19 protein-coding genes are annotated in these 18050 nt (G+C 30.2%); 9 read left to right on the forward strand and 10 right to left on the reverse strand.

Annotated features, from left to right (window positions below):
* Positions 1-277 precede the first annotated feature (277 nt).
* The 3 genes from rplU to obgE all read left to right on the forward strand — a co-directional run bounded on the left by rplU (position 278) and on the right by obgE (position 1994).
* Positions 278-601: a 50S ribosomal protein L21 gene (gene rplU / locus CONE_RS03145; protein ID WP_015397292.1), complete on the forward strand. Its 324-nt coding sequence runs from the start codon at positions 278-280 to the stop codon at positions 599-601.
* Positions 602-621: 20 nt separating this feature from the next.
* The gene (gene rpmA, locus CONE_RS03150) at positions 622-882 is read left to right on the forward strand and encodes a 50S ribosomal protein L27 (RefSeq protein ID WP_015397293.1); all 261 of its coding nucleotides are present in this window, start codon (positions 622-624) and stop codon (positions 880-882) included.
* Positions 883-950: 68 nt separating this feature from the next.
* Positions 951-1994: a GTPase ObgE gene (gene obgE, locus CONE_RS03155; RefSeq protein WP_015397294.1), complete on the forward strand. Its 1044-nt coding sequence runs from the start codon at positions 951-953 to the stop codon at positions 1992-1994.
* Here obgE and CONE_RS03160 read toward each other — a convergent pair.
* Both CONE_RS03160 and gpmA read right to left on the reverse strand, forming a co-directional pair.
* A complete protein-coding gene (locus CONE_RS03160; RefSeq protein ID WP_235043357.1) occupies positions 1989-3317 on the reverse strand; it encodes a S41 family peptidase in 1329 nt (442 codons plus the stop codon). The genes obgE and CONE_RS03160 overlap by 6 nt on opposite strands.
* Before the next feature lie 100 nt (positions 3318-3417).
* Positions 3418-4161, reverse strand: a complete 744-nt coding sequence (gpmA, locus tag CONE_RS03165; RefSeq protein WP_015397296.1) for a 2,3-diphosphoglycerate-dependent phosphoglycerate mutase — start codon at positions 4159-4161, stop codon at positions 3418-3420.
* 126 nt (positions 4162-4287) lie between these two features.
* Here gpmA and CONE_RS03170 point away from each other — a divergent pair, with 126 nt between their 5' ends.
* The 3 genes from CONE_RS03170 (at position 4288) to CONE_RS03180 (ending at position 6311) form a co-directional block, all read left to right on the forward strand.
* Positions 4288-4695, forward strand: coding sequence for a rhodanese-like domain-containing protein (locus CONE_RS03170; RefSeq protein WP_015397297.1), 408 nt, complete (start codon positions 4288-4290; stop codon positions 4693-4695).
* Between the two features lie 73 nt (positions 4696-4768).
* Positions 4769-5224 (forward strand): protein-export chaperone SecB, encoded by a 456-nt coding sequence (gene secB / locus CONE_RS03175; protein WP_015397298.1) that lies wholly within the window; start codon positions 4769-4771, stop codon positions 5222-5224.
* Entirely contained in the window at positions 5202-6311 is a 1110-nt protein-coding gene (locus CONE_RS03180) for an NAD(P)H-dependent glycerol-3-phosphate dehydrogenase (protein WP_015397299.1), read from the forward strand. The genes secB and CONE_RS03180 overlap by 23 nt, the downstream gene beginning before the upstream one ends.
* 13 nt (positions 6312-6324) lie before the next feature.
* Here the strand turns inward: CONE_RS03180 and CONE_RS03185 are convergent, their stop codons facing one another.
* Positions 6325-6801: a tRNA (cytidine(34)-2'-O)-methyltransferase gene (locus CONE_RS03185; RefSeq protein ID WP_015397300.1), complete on the reverse strand. Its 477-nt coding sequence runs from the start codon at positions 6799-6801 to the stop codon at positions 6325-6327.
* Between the two features lie 98 nt (positions 6802-6899).
* Here CONE_RS03185 and CONE_RS03190 point away from each other — a divergent pair, with 98 nt between their 5' ends.
* On the forward strand, positions 6900-7805 hold the full coding sequence (locus CONE_RS03190; RefSeq protein ID WP_015397301.1) for a methyltransferase domain-containing protein: 906 nt from the start codon (positions 6900-6902) through the stop codon (positions 7803-7805).
* 55 nt (positions 7806-7860) lie between these two features.
* On the opposite strand, the gene CONE_RS03195 is transcribed toward CONE_RS03190, so the two are convergent.
* The 4 genes from CONE_RS03195 to def all read right to left on the reverse strand — a co-directional run bounded on the left by CONE_RS03195 (position 7861) and on the right by def (position 11964).
* A complete protein-coding gene (locus CONE_RS03195) occupies positions 7861-8556 on the reverse strand; it encodes a response regulator (RefSeq protein WP_015397302.1) in 696 nt (231 codons plus the stop codon).
* A gap of 536 nt (positions 8557-9092) precedes the next feature.
* Positions 9093-10445: a 16S rRNA (cytosine(967)-C(5))-methyltransferase RsmB gene (gene rsmB / locus CONE_RS03200; protein ID WP_015397303.1), complete on the reverse strand. Its 1353-nt coding sequence runs from the start codon at positions 10443-10445 to the stop codon at positions 9093-9095.
* A gap of 23 nt (positions 10446-10468) precedes the next feature.
* Positions 10469-11425, reverse strand: coding sequence for a methionyl-tRNA formyltransferase (fmt, locus tag CONE_RS03205; RefSeq protein WP_015397304.1), 957 nt, complete (start codon positions 11423-11425; stop codon positions 10469-10471).
* A 5-nt stretch (positions 11426-11430) separates the two neighbouring features.
* Positions 11431-11964 (reverse strand): peptide deformylase, encoded by a 534-nt coding sequence (gene def / locus CONE_RS03210; protein WP_015397305.1) that lies wholly within the window; start codon positions 11962-11964, stop codon positions 11431-11433.
* A 174-nt stretch (positions 11965-12138) separates the two neighbouring features.
* Here def and CONE_RS03215 point away from each other — a divergent pair, with 174 nt between their 5' ends.
* Together CONE_RS03215 and ilvA are read left to right on the forward strand one after the other, a co-directional pair.
* Positions 12139-12846: a YggS family pyridoxal phosphate-dependent enzyme gene (locus CONE_RS03215; protein WP_015397306.1), complete on the forward strand. Its 708-nt coding sequence runs from the start codon at positions 12139-12141 to the stop codon at positions 12844-12846.
* A gap of 96 nt (positions 12847-12942) precedes the next feature.
* A complete protein-coding gene (gene ilvA / locus CONE_RS03220; protein WP_015397307.1) occupies positions 12943-14451 on the forward strand; it encodes a threonine ammonia-lyase, biosynthetic in 1509 nt (502 codons plus the stop codon).
* A gap of 76 nt (positions 14452-14527) precedes the next feature.
* Here ilvA and CONE_RS03225 read toward each other — a convergent pair whose 3' ends face one another.
* The 3 genes from CONE_RS03225 to cydX all read right to left on the reverse strand — a co-directional run bounded on the left by CONE_RS03225 (position 14528) and on the right by cydX (position 18047).
* Positions 14528-16132 (reverse strand): amino acid ABC transporter ATP-binding/permease protein, encoded by a 1605-nt coding sequence (locus tag CONE_RS03225; RefSeq protein ID WP_235043359.1) that lies wholly within the window; start codon positions 16130-16132, stop codon positions 14528-14530.
* Positions 16133-16206: 74 nt separating this feature from the next.
* Positions 16207-17937, reverse strand: a complete 1731-nt coding sequence (cydD, locus tag CONE_RS03230; protein WP_015397309.1) for a thiol reductant ABC exporter subunit CydD — start codon at positions 17935-17937, stop codon at positions 16207-16209.
* Positions 17938-17942: 5 nt separating this feature from the next.
* On the reverse strand, positions 17943-18047 hold the full coding sequence (gene cydX / locus CONE_RS03805; protein WP_083864254.1) for a cytochrome bd-I oxidase subunit CydX: 105 nt from the start codon (positions 18045-18047) through the stop codon (positions 17943-17945).
* Positions 18048-18050: the final 3 nt, after the last annotated feature.

Raw genomic sequence — 18050 nt, forward strand, 5'->3', positions numbered from 1 at the left:
ATAACAAAATCTTATGAAATATTTTCGATAATTATATTCTTATTAATATTAATAAGAATATAATTATTAGGTTATGGATTATTTTTGACTTTTTGTCCTTGTAATAATAGAATGATCAATCAAGCATAAAACATGTATAATTTACATACATTTTATTCTATATCTTTAAACAGTCCTTCCAATATATCGAGTAATTATTATTTTACGTGGAAATGTTTTCAGCGATAGAATAACACAAACAATATAGAGATCTAGTTATACCATTGAGGAATATCCTATGTACGCGGTCGTAAAAACTGGTGGCAAACAATACAAAGTTACCATCGGCCAAAAACTTAAAATAGAACAGATACCAGCTGACATTGGACAAGAAATCATCCTAGACTGTGTTTTAATGATAGAGTCTGGAGAAAAAGTGATTATTGGCCAACCTACAGTTCCTGGAGCAATTATAACAACTACGATTCTAAATCATGGAAAACATGATAAAGTAAAAATATTTAAAATTAGACGTAGAAAACATTACCAGAAGCATCAAGGTCATAGGCAAAAATATACAGAAATTTATATCAAAGATATTAATTTTAATGATTTTATCTAAATATACAGGAACTAAATAATATGGCACATAAAAAAGGTGGTGGTTCCACTAGAAATGGTCGAGATTCAGAATCAAAGCGCTTAGGAGTAAAAGCATTTGGAGATCAGCATATAACTGCTGGATCCATCATTGTAAGACAAAGAGGTACTCGCTTTCACGCTGGCAAAAATGTTGGAATCGGTAAAGATCATACATTATTTGCCTTGAAAGAAGGAAGAATACTGTTCTCTGTCAAGGGAGCACTAAAAAAACAAACAGTATCCGTTATCATTAATAAATAAATTATCGATGTAATAAATGATTTATGTTTATAAATCATTTATTACATCGACCTAAATGAAAAAATAATATGAAGTTTATTGATGAAGCTATTATAGAAGTAATAGCTGGTGATGGCGGAAATGGTGTGGCTAGCTTTAGAAGAGAAAAATTCATACCTAAAGGAGGTCCCGATGGTGGTGATGGAGGATGCGGTGGATCTATATATGCTGTTGCTGATAACAATATCAACACATTAATAGATTTTCGTTACTCACGCATTCATAGAGCTAAAAATGGCGAGAATGGTAAAGGATCAGACAGATACGGAGCATCTGCAGATAATATTTATTTAAAAATGCCAGTAGGCACTATAATTAAAGATATAGAAACAGGCCATGTAATCGCTGACTTAAAAATAAATGGGCAAATAGAAATATTATCCGTTGGTGGATCTGGTGGTCTTGGAAATTTACACTTTAAATCTAGCATAAACAGGACTCCGCGTCAGTTTACTCTTGGTATCAAAGGAGAATCACGAAAAATTAATCTAGAATTAAGACTATTTGCAGATGTTGGTCTCCTTGGAATGCCTAACTCTGGAAAATCTACTCTTATCTCAAAAATATCAAATGCTAAGCCAAAAATAGCAGATTATCCCTTTACAACGTTGCATCCTAACCTAGGAGTAGTTAGAACATCCGTTAATAGAAGCTTTGTTGTTGCTGATATACCAGGAATAATATCAGGAGCTGCTAAAGGAGTTGGCCTTGGTCATGTTTTTTTAAGACATTTAAAAAGGACTGGAATATTACTACATATTGTAGATATTGCTGAATATGATACATCATCCATAAATAAAGCCATAGAAGATATTAATATAATTACGGACGAATTGGCTCAATACGACAATGAACTATTGCTAAAACCTCGTTGGTTAGTTTTAAACAAAATAGATATTGCTCAAGATTTTGAAAAATCTAAGGATATAATATGTAAAGAATTAAACTGGAAAAATCCAGTTTTTACGATATCTGCTTTAGAAAAATCTGGATTAACTGAATTAGTACAAAAATTACAGACATATATAGATAAACAAAAAACTGAATATGAAAATAATAATTCAGTTTTATAAGCACTGATTGTTATCTGAAATAATGCTAATAGCCTTTTGCAACTGAAAATCATCAGGGCCGCCAAATTCAAATTTTATGTCTTTAGAGTCACAGCTGTCATCACAAGATTCTTTATAAGAATCACTATCAATATTTTTATCATTTTTTATATGATTATATAAATTTGATTCTGTTTTTACTGAAAATAAATTACCCATATATGTATCATTTACTATGTAGTCAGGAATGATGCCTATTGCCTGTATTGATCTCCCTAAAGGAGTAAAATATAAAGAAGTTGTTAATTTAATTGCAGAAGCATTATCTAGAGGAATGATTACCTGAACAGAACCTTTACCAAAAGTTTTATTTCCTAAAATTTTCGCTCTAGAATGATCCTGCATAGCTCCAGCAACAATCTCAGATGCAGAAGCAGATCCAGAATTAACTAAAATTATCATTTTTGTACTCTTCAACAAAGAAGGCAAAAATTCTAAATGATCAGAACCATCTATTGAATATTCTTCAGGTACAGAAAAATATTTATGACAAGACTCTATATTTCTGCCAATAGTAGAAACAACCAAAGAGCCTTTTGGTAAAAAAATACCAGAAACACCTATCGCACTACTCAATAGCCCACCAGGATTATTCCTAAGATCTAAAACTATTCCCAACAATTTTATATTAGTATCAACTATGCTTTGCAAGCTTCTAACCATATCATTTAGTGTATTTTCCTGAAATTGTGTAATTCTAATATATAAAATGTTGTTGCTAGTTAAGTTACAATTGACACTATTAACTTTTATAGTATCACGAAAGATTATCAAATTTATATGATCTTTAGTACCCTCCCTTAATATGGTAAGAGTAACTGGTGATCCAGGATTACCTTTCATCATTCTAATAGCTTCAACAGGAGACATACTTCGAGTTGGAATACCATCTATTTTAACAATATAATCCCCAGAAATAATTCCAGCAGCTGAAGCTGGGGTCAAATCTAATGGAGCTATTACCCTAATTCCCATATTTTCTTCGAAACTAACTTCTATACCAAGACCACCAAATTCTCCATGAGTAACTGCCTTTATATCATTGTAATCTTCAGCATTTAGATATGAAGAATGAGGATCAAGTTTTGATATCATGCCAGATATTGCATTATTAATAATACTATCACTATCAACTTCTTTTACGTAATTTTCTTTAACGATAGCAAAAGCTCTAACAATTTTCTTTAATTCTTCTAAATAAACAGAGGAATTTTCATTTATTAAAAAATTACTACTTATATTAAAAATAGAAATAAAAAAAAAGAAAGATAGAAAAAAAATCACGTAGCAAAGTTTTCTAAACATTATGAATATTAATTATTAATCAAAGAAAAAATATTAACAGGAAAATTAAAAAAATATTATACAAAATAGTAATAAATGTTTATTTTTTACCTTGTGATGCAATTGCAGAGATAGCTACTTCAATATCACTAGGATTCCCTAAATAATGATATCCTGTCAATTTGAATTTTTCATTTAGCTCGCATATCATAGGTTGACCTGTTGGTATATTTAAAGACATTATATCTTTATCAGATATATCCCCAATATGCATTATTAAAGCTCTTAGACTATTTCCGTGCGCAACTATCAATATATTTTTTCCATTTTTAATAGCTTGAAGAATATTATCATTCCAAAATGGTACTACCCTATTAACAGTATCTTTTAAACATTCGCTAGAAGGTAATAGATTACTTATAATGTTCTTATATCTTGAATCAAAACGTGGATGTCTTTCGTCATCGACTGATAATGAATCTGGAGCTATATCATATGATCTTCTCCAAATTAATACCTTATCTTCTCCAAACTCAGTAGCGGTTTTAGCCTTATTAAGACCCTGTAATTGACCATAATGACGCTCATTCAAACGCCAACTTAAATGAGTTGGCGTATACATAATATCCATTGTATCAAGCACAATCCAAAGAGTACGTATAGCTCTTTTCAGCATTGATGAATATGAAACATCGAATTCATAACCTTCTTTTTTTAATAACTGTCCTGCACATAATGCTTGGAGCTTTCCTGCTTCTGTAAGATCAACATCAGCCCAGCCAGTGAAACGATTTTCTGCATTCCAAACACTCTCTCCATGACGCATCAAAACTAATTTATACATATTGATATACTCACATAAATATTTAAAATATAATTTCTTATTTTTTTATTTAACGTAACATGTTATCTGACATACACTAAAAACTAACGACCAAATCTAAATAAACTATAACTTTCAGGAAACAAAGTGGATCTAGTACATTTTTTTATTAAAAACAATAATATTCTATTCTTATTCATTGCCATAATTTCAGCTATTATGTTACTAATGCCTTATATTAGAAAAAATGTTCAGGGTATAGATCTGAACGGAGCTATAAATTTAGTTAACAAAAATGAGGCCATACTAACAGACATAAGGTCACCAAATGAGTTTAAAGAAAAACACATACCACAATCATATAATACAAATTCGGATGATCTTAAATCTAACAAAAAATTCCTGAATAAATCATTAATACTTGTTTGTAAAGATGGAACTAATTCTTTAAAAGTAGCTTCATCAATAAAAAATCAAGGTTCCGGTAATATTTTATTCCTAATTGGTGGCATTGATGAATGGATAAACAATGAACTTCCAATAATAAAAAAATAGACACTTTAATATAATTAAACAATACAAAACATTATTAGAATTTAAACGAAGTAAATTTAAGAGAAAGAAGATCATGAAAAATGATAACTATAATAATACACAAAATCAATCAGACACTGCTCAAAAATTTAATATACAACGCATATATTTAAAAGATCTATCTATAGAGATGCCCAATGCTCCAGGTATTTTTCTCGAAATGGATAGATACAAAGTAGATGTTAATATCAAAGTTGGTGGTGGAAAAATTGCAGATAATATATTCGAATCAGATATAACAGTTACAGTTAATGCTTTGCTATCAGAAAAAATACTTTATATTATAGAAATAACTCAGTCAGGTATTTTTGAGTTTAAAAATATAGACAAGCTGGATATAGATAAATTATTGAGCATAACATGCTATACAATAATGTATCCCTATCTAAGGGCTAACTTATCTGACATATTATCTAGAATGTCGATGCCACCATTCCATTTAGAAGATGTAAATTTTCAAGCCTTGTATGAGCAATATTCCAATGACTAATGATCAAAAACATTTAAAGTTTTTCAATTCCTATAAAGATGAACAAGAAATATGTTCTTTTTATAATAAAATAAATGTTCTGATATTGGGAGCTGGTAGTTGGGGAACAGCATTAGCCATAGCATCATCTAAAAAAAATAGTACTTGCATGTGGTCTAGAAATATTGATCAAGCAAACAATATGCTACTGTGTAGAGAAAATAAAGCTTATCTTCCTGGTATAAAATTTAATGATAATCTAAAAATTACAAATAATATAAATCATGCTCTAGAATTTATATTATCAGATAATACTCAACCTTTAATTATAATTGGTGTCCCTGTCTCTGGTGTATCTGAAATTTGCTCTTTGTTGTTAAAATATTCAAATTATCTATCATCTATAAATATACCAGTAATATGGACTTGTAAGGGTTTTGAGAATAAAACATCAAATCTTATACATGAAATAATACAAAGAGATCTAATATCATCAAAATTTACACATGGTATATTATCAGGCCCTTCATTCGCACATGAAGTTGCTCTAAATTTACCAACTGCATTGACGATAGCTAGTAATTCTAGCAATTTATGCAATATAACAATAGATGCTCTACATAATAATAAATTACGCATATATAGCAGTAAGGATGTTGTAGGTGTTGAAGTGGGTGGTGCATTAAAGAATATTATATCAATAGCCTGTGGAATATCAGATGGATTAAATCTAGGATGCAATGCAAGAGCAGCTTTAATTACTAGAGGACTTTTTGAAATAAAACGTTTTGGATTAGCTCTAGGATCTATTAGTGAAACTTTCTACGGTTTGTCAGGACTGGGAGATTTAGTATTAACATCTACCAGTAACCTATCAAGAAATCGTAATATAGGAATAAAAATAGGAAATGGGTTTCCAGTAGAAGAATTATTAAACTCAAAAATCACAGTAGAAGGAGTCAGATGCGCTCTATCTGTTAGAAAAAGAGCCAGAAAGATGAATCTAAATCTGCCAATAACTGAAGCTGTTTGTTCAATACTATTTGAACAAAAAAAACCATTAGATGCAGTAAAAATACTTTTGGATAGAGATCCAGGTCAAGAATAATCATGCTACAAAATTAAACTATTTTAGATAAATTGAAATTGTTTTGCCGCCAAGCTTCGTATACTGTAACAGCGATAGCATTAGATAAATTTAAGCTCCTTTGACCAGCTAACATAGGTAAACAAAGCTTCTGATACTCTGCAAAAAGATCCATATTTTCTTTAGAAAGACCAGATGTCTCGTTACCAAAAATAAATATATCACCAGGATAAAATTTAACTTTTGAAAAAATATTACTAGATTTCGTTGTTATAGCAAAACACCTATTTATAGGAGCTCCAATAAAATCTATAGCATTTATTAAGTTATCATGTGTACGTATTGGCTGCCATTCATGATAATCTAAACCAGCTCTTTTTAATTTATTATTATCAAGATCAAATGACATAGGTTTAACTATATGTAAAAAACTTCCTGTATTTGCGCATAAACGAATAGCATTACCAGTATTTGATGGTATCTCTGGGCAAACCAAAATAACATTAAACATATAATTCCATACATAATATATAATTATTTGAATAAGTCGCTATGAATTTACGACATAATAAAAAACTATATTAAATTTTACCGTACTAGGATCATAATATGCTCAACCAAATTGGTAAAGAAGAATCTATCGTACCTATACCTATGAATATACATCACGTGTCTAAACAGTTCTCTAGGCGAAATGGTGTTATAAATTCGCAGTTTTTGTATGCTGAAATAGCAAATCGTTTAGCAAGTACTCTAAAATATATAAAAATAAAACCAAATTATGTATTAGATTCAGGTTGTGGAATTGGTAATAATTTACCTATATTGCAATCTATATATAAAAACTTTAATTATATTGGAGTAGATATATCCTTCCAATTATTAGATATGGGTCACAAAAAATGGAGCCAAAGAGGAATATTTAATAAAATAAAAAGCATAGTAACTAAAGAGTCTATGCCTACATTTATACAATCAGACATGAGCATGACTGGATTAAAATCTGGATCTATCGATATGATTTGGTCTAATTTGGCCTTACATTGGAACAATAGACCAGAAAATGTTCTTTATGAATGGAATAGGATACTTAGTGATAATGGATTAGTAATATTTTCGTACTTTGGTCCTGATACAATAAAAGAAGTACGAGCAGCTGTAAGTGACGCCAACATAAAAACGGAAATGATGTATTTTATTGATATGCATGATATTGGAGATATGCTTATGCATAATGGATTTGAAAATCCTGTTATGCATAAGGATACAATCACATTAACATATAAAAACTCATTACAACTTTTAAAAGAAGTCCACTCTATCGGTGGTAATGCTTGTATAAACCGCAAAAAAAGCCTTGCAAGCAAAGTATGGATAACTAAATTGTGTGAATCACTAGAAAAACAGCGCAACAACTCATTAATTAATTTAACTATTGAAGTTATATATGGACACGCTTGGCGGAAGACTAGTAATAATAACAACTCTGAAAAAATAATAAAACTAGCCTTCTAATTGATAAATTCACCTAAAGTAATTTGAAATTACAATTTCAATATAACATAACATGTTATTTAGCATCATTGTTCCTTCTTCTATTTGTAGAAGTTATGCCAAGCTGTTTTAATTTACGATAAAGATGTGTACGCTCTAAACCTGTTCTTTCAGAAACACGAGTCATGCTATATCCATCACGCATAAGGTGGTACTCAAAATAAACACGCTCAAAAGCGTCACGAGCATCGCGCAATGGCTGGTCTAAAGAAACATTACCGAGTTTACAGCTACCATTTTGATCAATCGGAACTAAACAAGTATCAGACCAACTAGAGTCCTCATTAGAACTTATAACTTCTTTTGTAACAGAACGCGGTGCTTTAAAACTCGAGGATTGTAATGTTCTGTTTCTCAATAATCCAGCAGCGACAGTTTTTAGTAACTTCTGCAAAGAGATTGGTTTTTCTAGAAAATCCATAGCTCCTATACGCGTGGCTTCAACAGCAATATCAATACTTGCATGACCACTCATCATTATAACAGGCATAGTCAATAAACCCTGTGAAATCCACTCTTTTAGTAAACTTACACCATCTGTATCAGGCATCCAAATATCTAACAAAACAAGATCAGGACGTAAACGTAAACGGACCTCTCTAGCTTGTGCTGCATTTTCTGCTTGCTCAACTGTATGTCCCTCATTATATAAGATTTCAGATAAGAGTTCACGTATACCTACCTCATCATCTACTACTAAGATTTTGGCCATAAATACCCACCCATTAGATAGCCAATACCTTAAATACAAAAAAACCACTCATTCTGCGATATCCCCTTTAAAAAAATTAAAAATAAACATAACATAGTTAATGCAAATATTAAATTAGAATCATTAATGATCTAACAGTTTTAATAACATTTGTTGCAGACTAATAGCTAAAAAATATATATAACAATAAACTGCTAATTAGTTCAAAGATTATATTATGACATATCATTAAATTCGTAGATACTTGTATATATAACAAAGTTAATCGTTATATATACAAGTATCCATTTAAATAAGGATATTCTACTCCTATTTTGAATATATAAAATTATCAAAAATATATATGATGGATATTATTTATAGTTTCTTTTTGTTAAAAGAAACTATAAATAAAAAACTCTTCAAGAAACTTGTCAAGAACATATCATTCTTCACAAGAGAATATGTTATAACACTATTATATGCTTTTTATCTAATTTAATTTGCTGATCTGAAATTAAATAATTATGAGTAGATTACATATAAAAAGTAACAAGCTACGATTTTTTCTTAAACAATGCAAAAAAGAAACCATCATGAGATACGTAATCTCCGTTATTATCGTCTATAGGTAAAATCTGAGATGGAGAATCTAGAAAAATAGCATCGCTATGCCTATCTAAGAAGGCCAATGCTTGGCCGATACCTTCTTCATAAAAAATAGAACATGTTACATACAATAATTTCCCTCCAGGAGCTACGGTATTCCATAAAGCATCTACAATTTTTATTTGTCTCAATACAAATTTTTGTATATCTGATTCTTTTCTTAACCACCTAATATCAGGATGTTTCCTAACTATTCCAGAAGCAGAACATGGAACATCAGCTAAAACAGCATCAAACAATTTTCCATCCCACCATTTATCTGTATCAGCGGCATCAGCCAGCATAAGGTCAACATTATTTGAATATAATTTCAATCTTTCTAAATTATTTTTCATTCTGTTTAGTCTTGTCTCATCACAATCTAAAGCTAGAAGTTTTATATTTGCCAATTCTAATAGATGAGAAGCTTTACCACCAGGAGCAGCACATGCATCTAAAACAGTCATGCCATCCTCAACACCCAATATTTGTCCAACTAATTGAGCACCAGCATCCTGTACACACCACCATCCTTCCGAAAACCCTATTAGATTATCTATTTTGGATTGAATCTTTTTTTTCACAATAATTCCAGAATCTCCAAAACTACAACAATCAATATCATTATCTAAGAATATATTTACTAGATTATCTCTATCCATTTGTTTGGAATTGACTCTAATAGCTAATGGTGCAGGACTATTGGATGATGATAGTATTATTTTCCATGAACTGCCATAAACATTACGCAAACTATTTATCCACCAATGTTGATAATTCCAACATGCTTCATGTTTATCTGCTATTTTATCCTCCAATAAAGATCTTTTTCTTAGAAAATTTCTCAATCCAGCATTTAGTAATGATTTATATGGTTTCAATAAAGGCATATTATTTATAGCATTGACAGCTTCGTTAACTATAACGAATTCTTTATATATTGGAATGAAATTTAAATTATTTTCTTTTTTTTGAATATTAGAAAATTTTAATAAAGTCAATGACAATAGCCATAAAGATTCAAATAATTTGTTGGGGTATTTTTTTATTAAACATTTACCAACGGAACTTGCCCATCCTAAATATCTCATCGAATGAAAACTCAATGATTGAACAGATGACCTAATAGGAGCATCTATTTTGTCTAGAAAACATGTCAATGATCTTCCTTGTAATACTTCTAATATAGCATATGCAGTCAGATTCATAGTGTCCGATAATTGAATCTTTAGATCATTATGATTTATAGCTTTCATTTTCATTTGATTTCATAAACCTACCTAAACTAGTTTGCCATAATATCTTTATGCATATAAAATCTATGCTTATATCCATTAATAAAATCTTTGATAGAAGAACGAACTGCTCCTAATCTCTGTAATTCGGTTAAACGCAATATTCCACTTCTAGTAAAAACATTTATACCTTCATTATCAAATGATTCTACAGATCCAGGAATTACTACATTACATTTAGTCTCCAACGGAATAGCATTCCATACCTTTAAAGGTTCACCAAAGTTACGTAATTTTATAATAGCTCCTGGCGATGGATTAAATGCACGAATTTTTCTAGATAAGGAAAGAGCATCATCAGAAAAATCTAATAATGCTTCATCCTTTTTTATTTTCTTTGCATATGTTATGCCAGAAATTGATTGTGGCTCAGGCACTATTGTTTCAATATTTTTTAAAACATAATTAATAGCATTAGATCCTTCTTCGGATAATAATTTTTGTAAATTAAAAGCACTGTAATGGTTAAGAATTGGAATACTTGATTTAAATAGAATTTCACCAGTATCCAATCCTTCGTCCATTTTTATAATAGTTATACCAGTATGATTATCTCCAAATTCTATTGCACGTTGTATTGGAGCAGCTCCTCGCCATCTTGGTAATAAACTGGCATGTACATTTATACAACCAAGTCTAGGTATATCAAGTATACATTTAGGTAGTATCATACCATACGATACTACTATCATAATATCAGGTTTTATATCTTCCAACTCATCAATCAATCTTAAAGGAATATCCTCTTTTTTTAATGTATTAGGTTGAATAACTTTTATATTATTCATCATGGCTAAACGTTTTACAATACCATCTTTTTTTATTAACCCTCGTCCAGAAGGATGATCTGGCTTGGTTATAACAGTATGAATATCATAACCAAGTGATATTAAGCTATGCAAATGATCATAAGCAAATTCAGAAGTTCCTGCAAATAATATACGCATAAAAGCTATCCTTGAATATTCTTAGTATTATAGGCCGTTTTGATCTTATATTTCTTATACCTAGACCTTATCCTATCTTGCTTAAAGTTTGACAAATATTCCACAAATAACTTTCCATTTAAATGATCAATTTCGTGCTGTATGCACCTTGCAAATAATCCATCAGCACGATACTCTATCTTATTACTATTCTTATCCAGAGCAACACAAACAATTTCAGAGTATCTTTCAACTTTATCATATATACCAGGTACAGATAGGCATCCTTCGTTATCAGTTTCCAACTTATCGCTTCTCCAAATTATCTCAGGGTTGATCAGAGTTATGCAATTGGAATTTTCATTTTCATTAATATCAATAACAATTATACGCTCTTGAATATTTACCTGAGTTGCTGCTAATCCAATACCTTCTGAATTATGCATAGTATCTAACATATCATATATAATGCCTCTAACTCTAGAATCTACAACAGAAACTGGTTTGGCTATATTATGCAGGCGTTTATCAGGATAATTCAGTATATTAAGTAGTGCCATTTGAAATAAATATCAGATATTAAATTTACGTCACAAAAAATTTGTGATAATTGTATTTTACAATTTTTCATATTATATCAAATTTTTATAATTCAGTTAAAATAAGAAAATGCAAATATTACAAACTAGTAAGCGTCTAGAATTAAATTTACATTAATACTCAATGGAATATATATGAATGAGTTTGATGGTATTGCGGATAGAATAAATTACGTCAAACAACTTATTACAGATGTTTGCATTAGATCAGGACGTGACCCAGATGAAATTAATATACTACCTGTTAGTAAAAATTTTGATAATAGATACATAAAATCAATTATTAAATTTGGCTTTACTTCTTTTGGAGAAAGCAGGATACAAGAAATTCGTGAAAAATATAAACAGTTTAATAAAGATATCAGATGGATAATGATAGGAAATTTACAGACTAATAAGGTAAAAGAAGCTATTAATTACATAGATGAATTAGAATCGCTAGATAGATTAGATCTAGCTTTTGTACTAAATAAGTATCTCAAATCAGAAAAAAAATCATTAAAAACATTAGTTCAGGTAAAAACTTCTTCAGAACCACAAAAATATGGTTTAGATCCTGATAAATTAATAGATTTTATAATCAAAGTCTCCGAAGAATATAAATTTTTAGAAATTGTAGGTCTAATGACTGTTGCAGAAAATTCAAAAGATCATAGAATCATAAGAAATTGCTTTAGTTTACTACGTAAATTAAAGGAAAAAGTAAATGAGCAAAAAATACCTGGAGTTAATTTGAAAAAACTTTCCATGGGTATGAGTAACGATTTTGAAATTGCGATTGAAGAAGGTTCTACCGAATTAAGGCTAGGCTCTATACTTTTCGGAAAAAGGATTTACAAATAAAAGGATATCATTAATACTAAAACAATATATTTCAAAATTAAATTTATCGATAAAAAAAACTAAGATTAACAATATTTATTAACAAAACTTATTAATATGCCCATAGATTATTTAAAACGCATTCTAACATCTAAAGTTTACGATGTAGCAATAGAAACTAAATTAGACCCAACTCCTCTTCTAAGTAAAAGGATATCTAATAACTTACTATTAAAAAGAGAAGATACTCAAGCAGTTTTTAGCTTTAAATTAAGGGGAGCCTATAATAAGATGGCTAACCTGTCGAAAGAAGCACTAAGTCATGGAGTAATAGCAGCATCTGCTGGTAATCATGCTCAAGGTGTAGCCCTTTCTGCAACAAGATTAGGATGTAGAGCTGTAATTGTAATGCCTACTACCAGTCCTAAGTTAAAAATAGATGCCGTACGTCGTCTAGGAGGAGAAGTTGTGCTAGCTGGGGAAAGCTATACGGATGCATATAATCATGCATTGCTTCTAGAAAAAGAAGAGAAACTAACTTTTGTACATCCTTTTGATGATCCAGATGTAATTGCTGGACAAGGCACTGTTGGTATGGAAATACTGCGACAGCACCCTGATCCTATAGAAGCTATATTTATAGCTGTGGGTGGTGGTGGTTTAATATCAGGTGTTGCTGCATATATAAAACAATTGAGGCCAGAAATAAAAATAATTGGAGTTCAAACATCTGACTCTGATGCAATGTTACGTAGTATAAAAGCTGGGAAACGTATACATCTGAAGGATGTTGGTCTGTTCTCAGATGGAACAGCAGTAAAACTTGTAGGTACCGAGACATTCAAACTAACTAAACAATATGTAGATGAGTTTATTGTTGTTAATACAGACGCAATTTGCGCAGCAATAAAAGATGTTTTTCAAGAAACTAGAGTGGTCTTAGAACCAGCTGGTGCAATGTCAGTAGCAGCAGCTAAACAATATGTAATAGAAAAAAATATTAAAGGGAAAAACTTAATTGCTATATCATGTGGTGCAAACATGAATTTTGATAGACTTAGATTTGTAGCAGAGAGAGCTGATGTTGGGGAAATGCGCGAAGCAGTATTCGCAGTTACAATACCTGAGCAACGTGGAAGCTTTAAGAATTTCTGTCAACTAATTGATAAGCGTAACGTTACAGAATTCAACTACCGAATATCAGATGCAAACAAGGCACACGTATTTGTAGGACTGCAAATATCCTCATCGAATGAAGCAAATAATTTAGCAGAAACATTTCGCAACAATAAATTCAATGTTCTAGATCTTACATATGATGAAATGGCAAAAAGTCATCTTAGACATATGGTTGGTGGGAAATCAAATCTTAGTGATAATGAAATGTTATATAGATTTGAATTTCCAGAACGACCTGGAGCACTTATGAGTTTTCTAAACACAATGAATCCTGAATGGAATATTAGTCTTTTTCATTATAGAAATCATGGTGCTGACTACGGACAAATATTGATAGGAATTCAAGTTCCAAATAAAGATAGGAAACTTTTTAAAGAATTCTTAACAGAATTATCCTACCCCTATTGGGATGAGACAAACAATCCTGCCTATAATTTATTCCTTTAAGAACCAAGATAATTCCCTCATTATCTACTATTATATATTTATAGATAATGGGGTTTTTTTAATTTTTATAGAATATCTAGTCATCTAACAAGAGATGACCTTTTTTTAACTTATACGATTTTATATCATCATAAGGCAAGACATCAGCATGTGTTGCCATTAATACACTACGATTTTTACCTACTGCCAACCTCAAATCTCTGAAAAATTCCCGTTCTAATACCTTATCTAATCCAGATGTTGGTTCGTCAAAAACTAAAACAGAAGCTGGTGATATTAATGCTCTAGCCAAACATAATCTACGAGCTTGGCCGACTGAAAGATTAGATCCTGTCTCATTAATGAAAGTATCCAGTCCATAAGGCAAATTTCTAACAAAATCCCATAATTTAACTAAATGAAGTATTTCAAATATTAGATCATTAGATGCTGATTGATTACCTAAAATTATATTGCTTCTTATAGTTCCTAGAAATATAGCTGGATCATGACTCAAAAAAGCTATTCTGTTATGCAAATCTGATTGTTTGCATCTCCTTATATCATAGCCTCCAAAACTAATAGAGCCATTAGAAACATCCTCCAAACGGAGCAATAAGCTAAGCAAGGTAGATTTTCCTGATCCGCTTGGCCCTATAATAGCAACATGTTCTCCAATACTTATTTTTAGATTTATATTGCGCAATACAGATGATTCATCATTTGATATTGAATTAATATAAGAGAAATCAACATTGTTATATATTATTTCTCCGTATTTTGGTAAATTAATGGGGTCATCCACATCATTTATACTATTCTTTGTATTAATAATAGTACTAATTCTTTCAGCACCTTTGATAGAAGAACCTAAGCAAGAAGATCCTTTTACTAGGGAAGAAAACATTTCGAATAAACCGAAAGATGCTAATAAGATGCCTATTAGCAAAGGAGCCTCAATCTTATTTTCTTCAAAATAACCTATATCGAAGTAAATAATTAATACTATCCCAAATCCAGATATAATAGATAACGCATACTGTCCAGTAGCAGCTATAATAGATTGCTTTTTTTTATAATTAGATATACAGGAGCAAACATAATTAAATTCCTTTTTTTTTGCTTCTTGTAACTGCATAATTGTTATATCAATATGCGAATCTATCATTTCTAAAATAAATTCTCTGATATTAGAAGAATACTGCTGGATATACATTCCATTATTTTTAGAAAATTTTATTAATAATGAAGGAACAAAAACAATAGAAATAAATGAAACAATTACTATAATTAAGGAATTTATAGGCATAAACCAATGAAGAAATAGATAAAACAAGCAAGCTAATAAAATTATCACAATAAATGGTTCTAAAAATAACAAAAACACCACATCTAATATATCAACATCACTAGTTATCCTTGATACTAAATCTCCATTACGATATTTAGATAGCTCCTTAGGATTTAATTTGATCATTGATTCAAATACAAAACCACGAAGATCTGATAATAATTTAAAAATAGCAGTATGCCCTATTAATTTCTCTGCGTAACGAAATATAACCTTCATTAATGATAGTATTCTTATAATGGCAGAAGGCATAAAAAGATTGAAGATGGCTCCTATATCAACTATATAAGCTCCAGTTAATAACCATCCAGAGATTCCTAATAAAATAATTCCAGATATGGTTGTAATCAATAATAAAAAAATAGAAAGACACAAATAGAGCTTATTGTTTAAATATAGAGAACGTAAAAGATTGAATAGTGTTTTCATAAACTATTATTAATCTTGCCATCATCCAAATGCCAAATTATAGGCATTTTTTTGTATATAAATGGCGAATGTGTAATTAAAACTAAAGTTTTATTTTGTGAAAAATCAATTATGTTTTTAAAAAGTCTTTTTTCTGTATCTTGATCTAAATGAGCAGTAGGCTCATCTAACAATATAAAGTCCGGATTTCTGAGAAATAGGCGTGCTAAACTGACTCTTTGAATCTGTCCCCTAGAAATTCCAACTCCTTCTTTGCCTAATATAGTATCCAAACCATTAGGAAGATTTTCAATGAAATCAGACACTAAAGACAGCCTAACTGCTTCTAATATCTCAGTACGAGAAGCTTCAGGTTTTGCTATTTTAATATTTTCTAATACACTATCTTGAAATATATAAGGACGCTGACTTGCAAGAAAAGTCTTTTTCCTCAAAATATTTTCATCCAAATTAATAAGATCATAGCCCTCAAAGATAATTTGACCATCATAAGGTCTTAATCTTACCATAGACTCTAATAAAGATGTCTTTCCAATGCCACTAACTCCTGTCAAAGCAATATGATCGAATCTAAGAATATTAAAGCTCAATTTATTAACTATGTTTTTATTAGAATTAAAATCTTTTATTTCTAAATTTCTGGCAGATATTAATATTGAAGTGTCTATAGTAAATTCATTAATAGTCTTTTTATGAATTTTAATATCATCGGTCATCGAACCATCAAGATCTGGCAATCCATTAAATAATTCTTCAATTTTATTTACCGCTGCATGAGCTGATGCTCTATCATGATAGTACAAAGCCATTTGTCTTAAAGGATTATAAACTTCTGGAGCTATCAATAAAAAAAATAAACCTAGCTGCAGATTAATTTGATCTTTTCCTATATGAATAAAATTTAGAAAAGTTAGACCAACATATACAGCAATACAGGCAACACCCATAGCAGAAAAAAATTCTAAAACAGCAGATGATAAAAATGCAATTCTCAAAACCGACAATGTACGATCTTTAAGATCATTACTTGCTTTTATTACTGAGTCAAGCTCTCTTTCTTCACAACCATATAACTTTAATGTCATTAACCCTCTTAGCCTATCAGCAAAAAAACCAGAAAGCCATGAAAAAGAATCCAGATATTTACTGCTGGCACGCTCTGCACCGTAACCAATCAATGCCATAAATAATGGTATAAGTGGGACACTTATAAATAGTATCATACCTATAATTTTATCGAAATAAAATATCAAAATTGAAAAAGATATAGGAATAATTGCTGCACTAACAGATATGGGTAAATACTTGCGAAAGTAGCCATCCAAAAGCTCTACCTGTTCAACTATGCTGCTAGCAATAGCTCCAGAAACTTGACTTCTAGTCCACATATGACCATTTGCAAATAGGTTCTCGTACAATATTTTTCTTATATTTGCTTTTATAGTCTCAGATGCTTTTATAGCATATAATTCTTGTACGTATGCAATAGTAGCACGCATAATTACTAAAAAAGCAAACAAAGAAATAGGATATATCAAATAATCTCTATTGACATGGTCAATAAAAACAGAATTTAATATATTCGATAATATCCATAATTGAAAAATCAGTAAAATACTACCAAGTAATGGCAATAAAATAGCAATTATCAAATGAAATTTAGCAAAAGCAACAAGCTTTCCAAGCCAAATCTTGCCAGATTTACTAAGCATATTGCTTTTACTCATTAAAATTAATCAGCATTATTCGAATTATTCTTATATTCAAAAAGTATCCCGCTAATAATACTAAAGGCTGCAGCAAAACCCAACCCTAAAATCCAGGAAAAATACCACATTTT

Origin of the sequence: Candidatus Kinetoplastibacterium oncopeltii TCC290E, from assembly GCF_000340865.1 — a bacterium.
GTDB lineage: Bacteria > Pseudomonadota > Gammaproteobacteria > Burkholderiales > Burkholderiaceae_B > Kinetoplastidibacterium > Kinetoplastidibacterium stringomonadis.

Bases quoted from the DNA above. Each gene is read 5' to 3' on its own strand.
- CONE_RS03215 (WP_015397306.1), top strand. From the start codon at position 12,139: ATGAATGAGTTTGATGGTATTGCGGATAGAATAAATTACGTCAAACAA.
- secB (WP_015397298.1), top strand. From the start codon at position 4,769: ATGAAAAATGATAACTATAATAATACACAAAATCAATCAGACACTGCT.
- rsmB (WP_015397303.1), bottom strand. From the start codon at position 10,445: ATGAAAATGAAAGCTATAAATCATAATGATCTAAAGATTCAATTATCG.
- fmt (WP_015397304.1), bottom strand. From the start codon at position 11,425: ATGCGTATATTATTTGCAGGAACTTCTGAATTTGCTTATGATCATTTG.
- ilvA (WP_015397307.1), top strand. From the start codon at position 12,943: ATGCCCATAGATTATTTAAAACGCATTCTAACATCTAAAGTTTACGAT.
- cydD (WP_015397309.1), bottom strand. From the start codon at position 17,937: ATGAGTAAAAGCAATATGCTTAGTAAATCTGGCAAGATTTGGCTTGGA.
- rpmA (WP_015397293.1), top strand. From the start codon at position 622: ATGGCACATAAAAAAGGTGGTGGTTCCACTAGAAATGGTCGAGATTCA.
- CONE_RS03195 (WP_015397302.1), bottom strand. From the start codon at position 8,556: ATGGCCAAAATCTTAGTAGTAGATGATGAGGTAGGTATACGTGAACTC.
- def (WP_015397305.1), bottom strand. From the start codon at position 11,964: ATGGCACTACTTAATATACTGAATTATCCTGATAAACGCCTGCATAAT.
- CONE_RS03190 (WP_015397301.1), top strand. From the start codon at position 6,900: ATGCTCAACCAAATTGGTAAAGAAGAATCTATCGTACCTATACCTATG.
- gpmA (WP_015397296.1), bottom strand. From the start codon at position 4,161: ATGTATAAATTAGTTTTGATGCGTCATGGAGAGAGTGTTTGGAATGCA.
- obgE (WP_015397294.1), top strand. From the start codon at position 951: ATGAAGTTTATTGATGAAGCTATTATAGAAGTAATAGCTGGTGATGGC.
- CONE_RS03185 (WP_015397300.1), bottom strand. From the start codon at position 6,801: ATGTTTAATGTTATTTTGGTTTGCCCAGAGATACCATCAAATACTGGT.
- CONE_RS03180 (WP_015397299.1), top strand. From the start codon at position 5,202: ATGAGCAATATTCCAATGACTAATGATCAAAAACATTTAAAGTTTTTC.
- rplU (WP_015397292.1), top strand. From the start codon at position 278: ATGTACGCGGTCGTAAAAACTGGTGGCAAACAATACAAAGTTACCATC.
- cydX (WP_083864254.1), bottom strand. From the start codon at position 18,047: ATGTGGTATTTTTCCTGGATTTTAGGGTTGGGTTTTGCTGCAGCCTTT.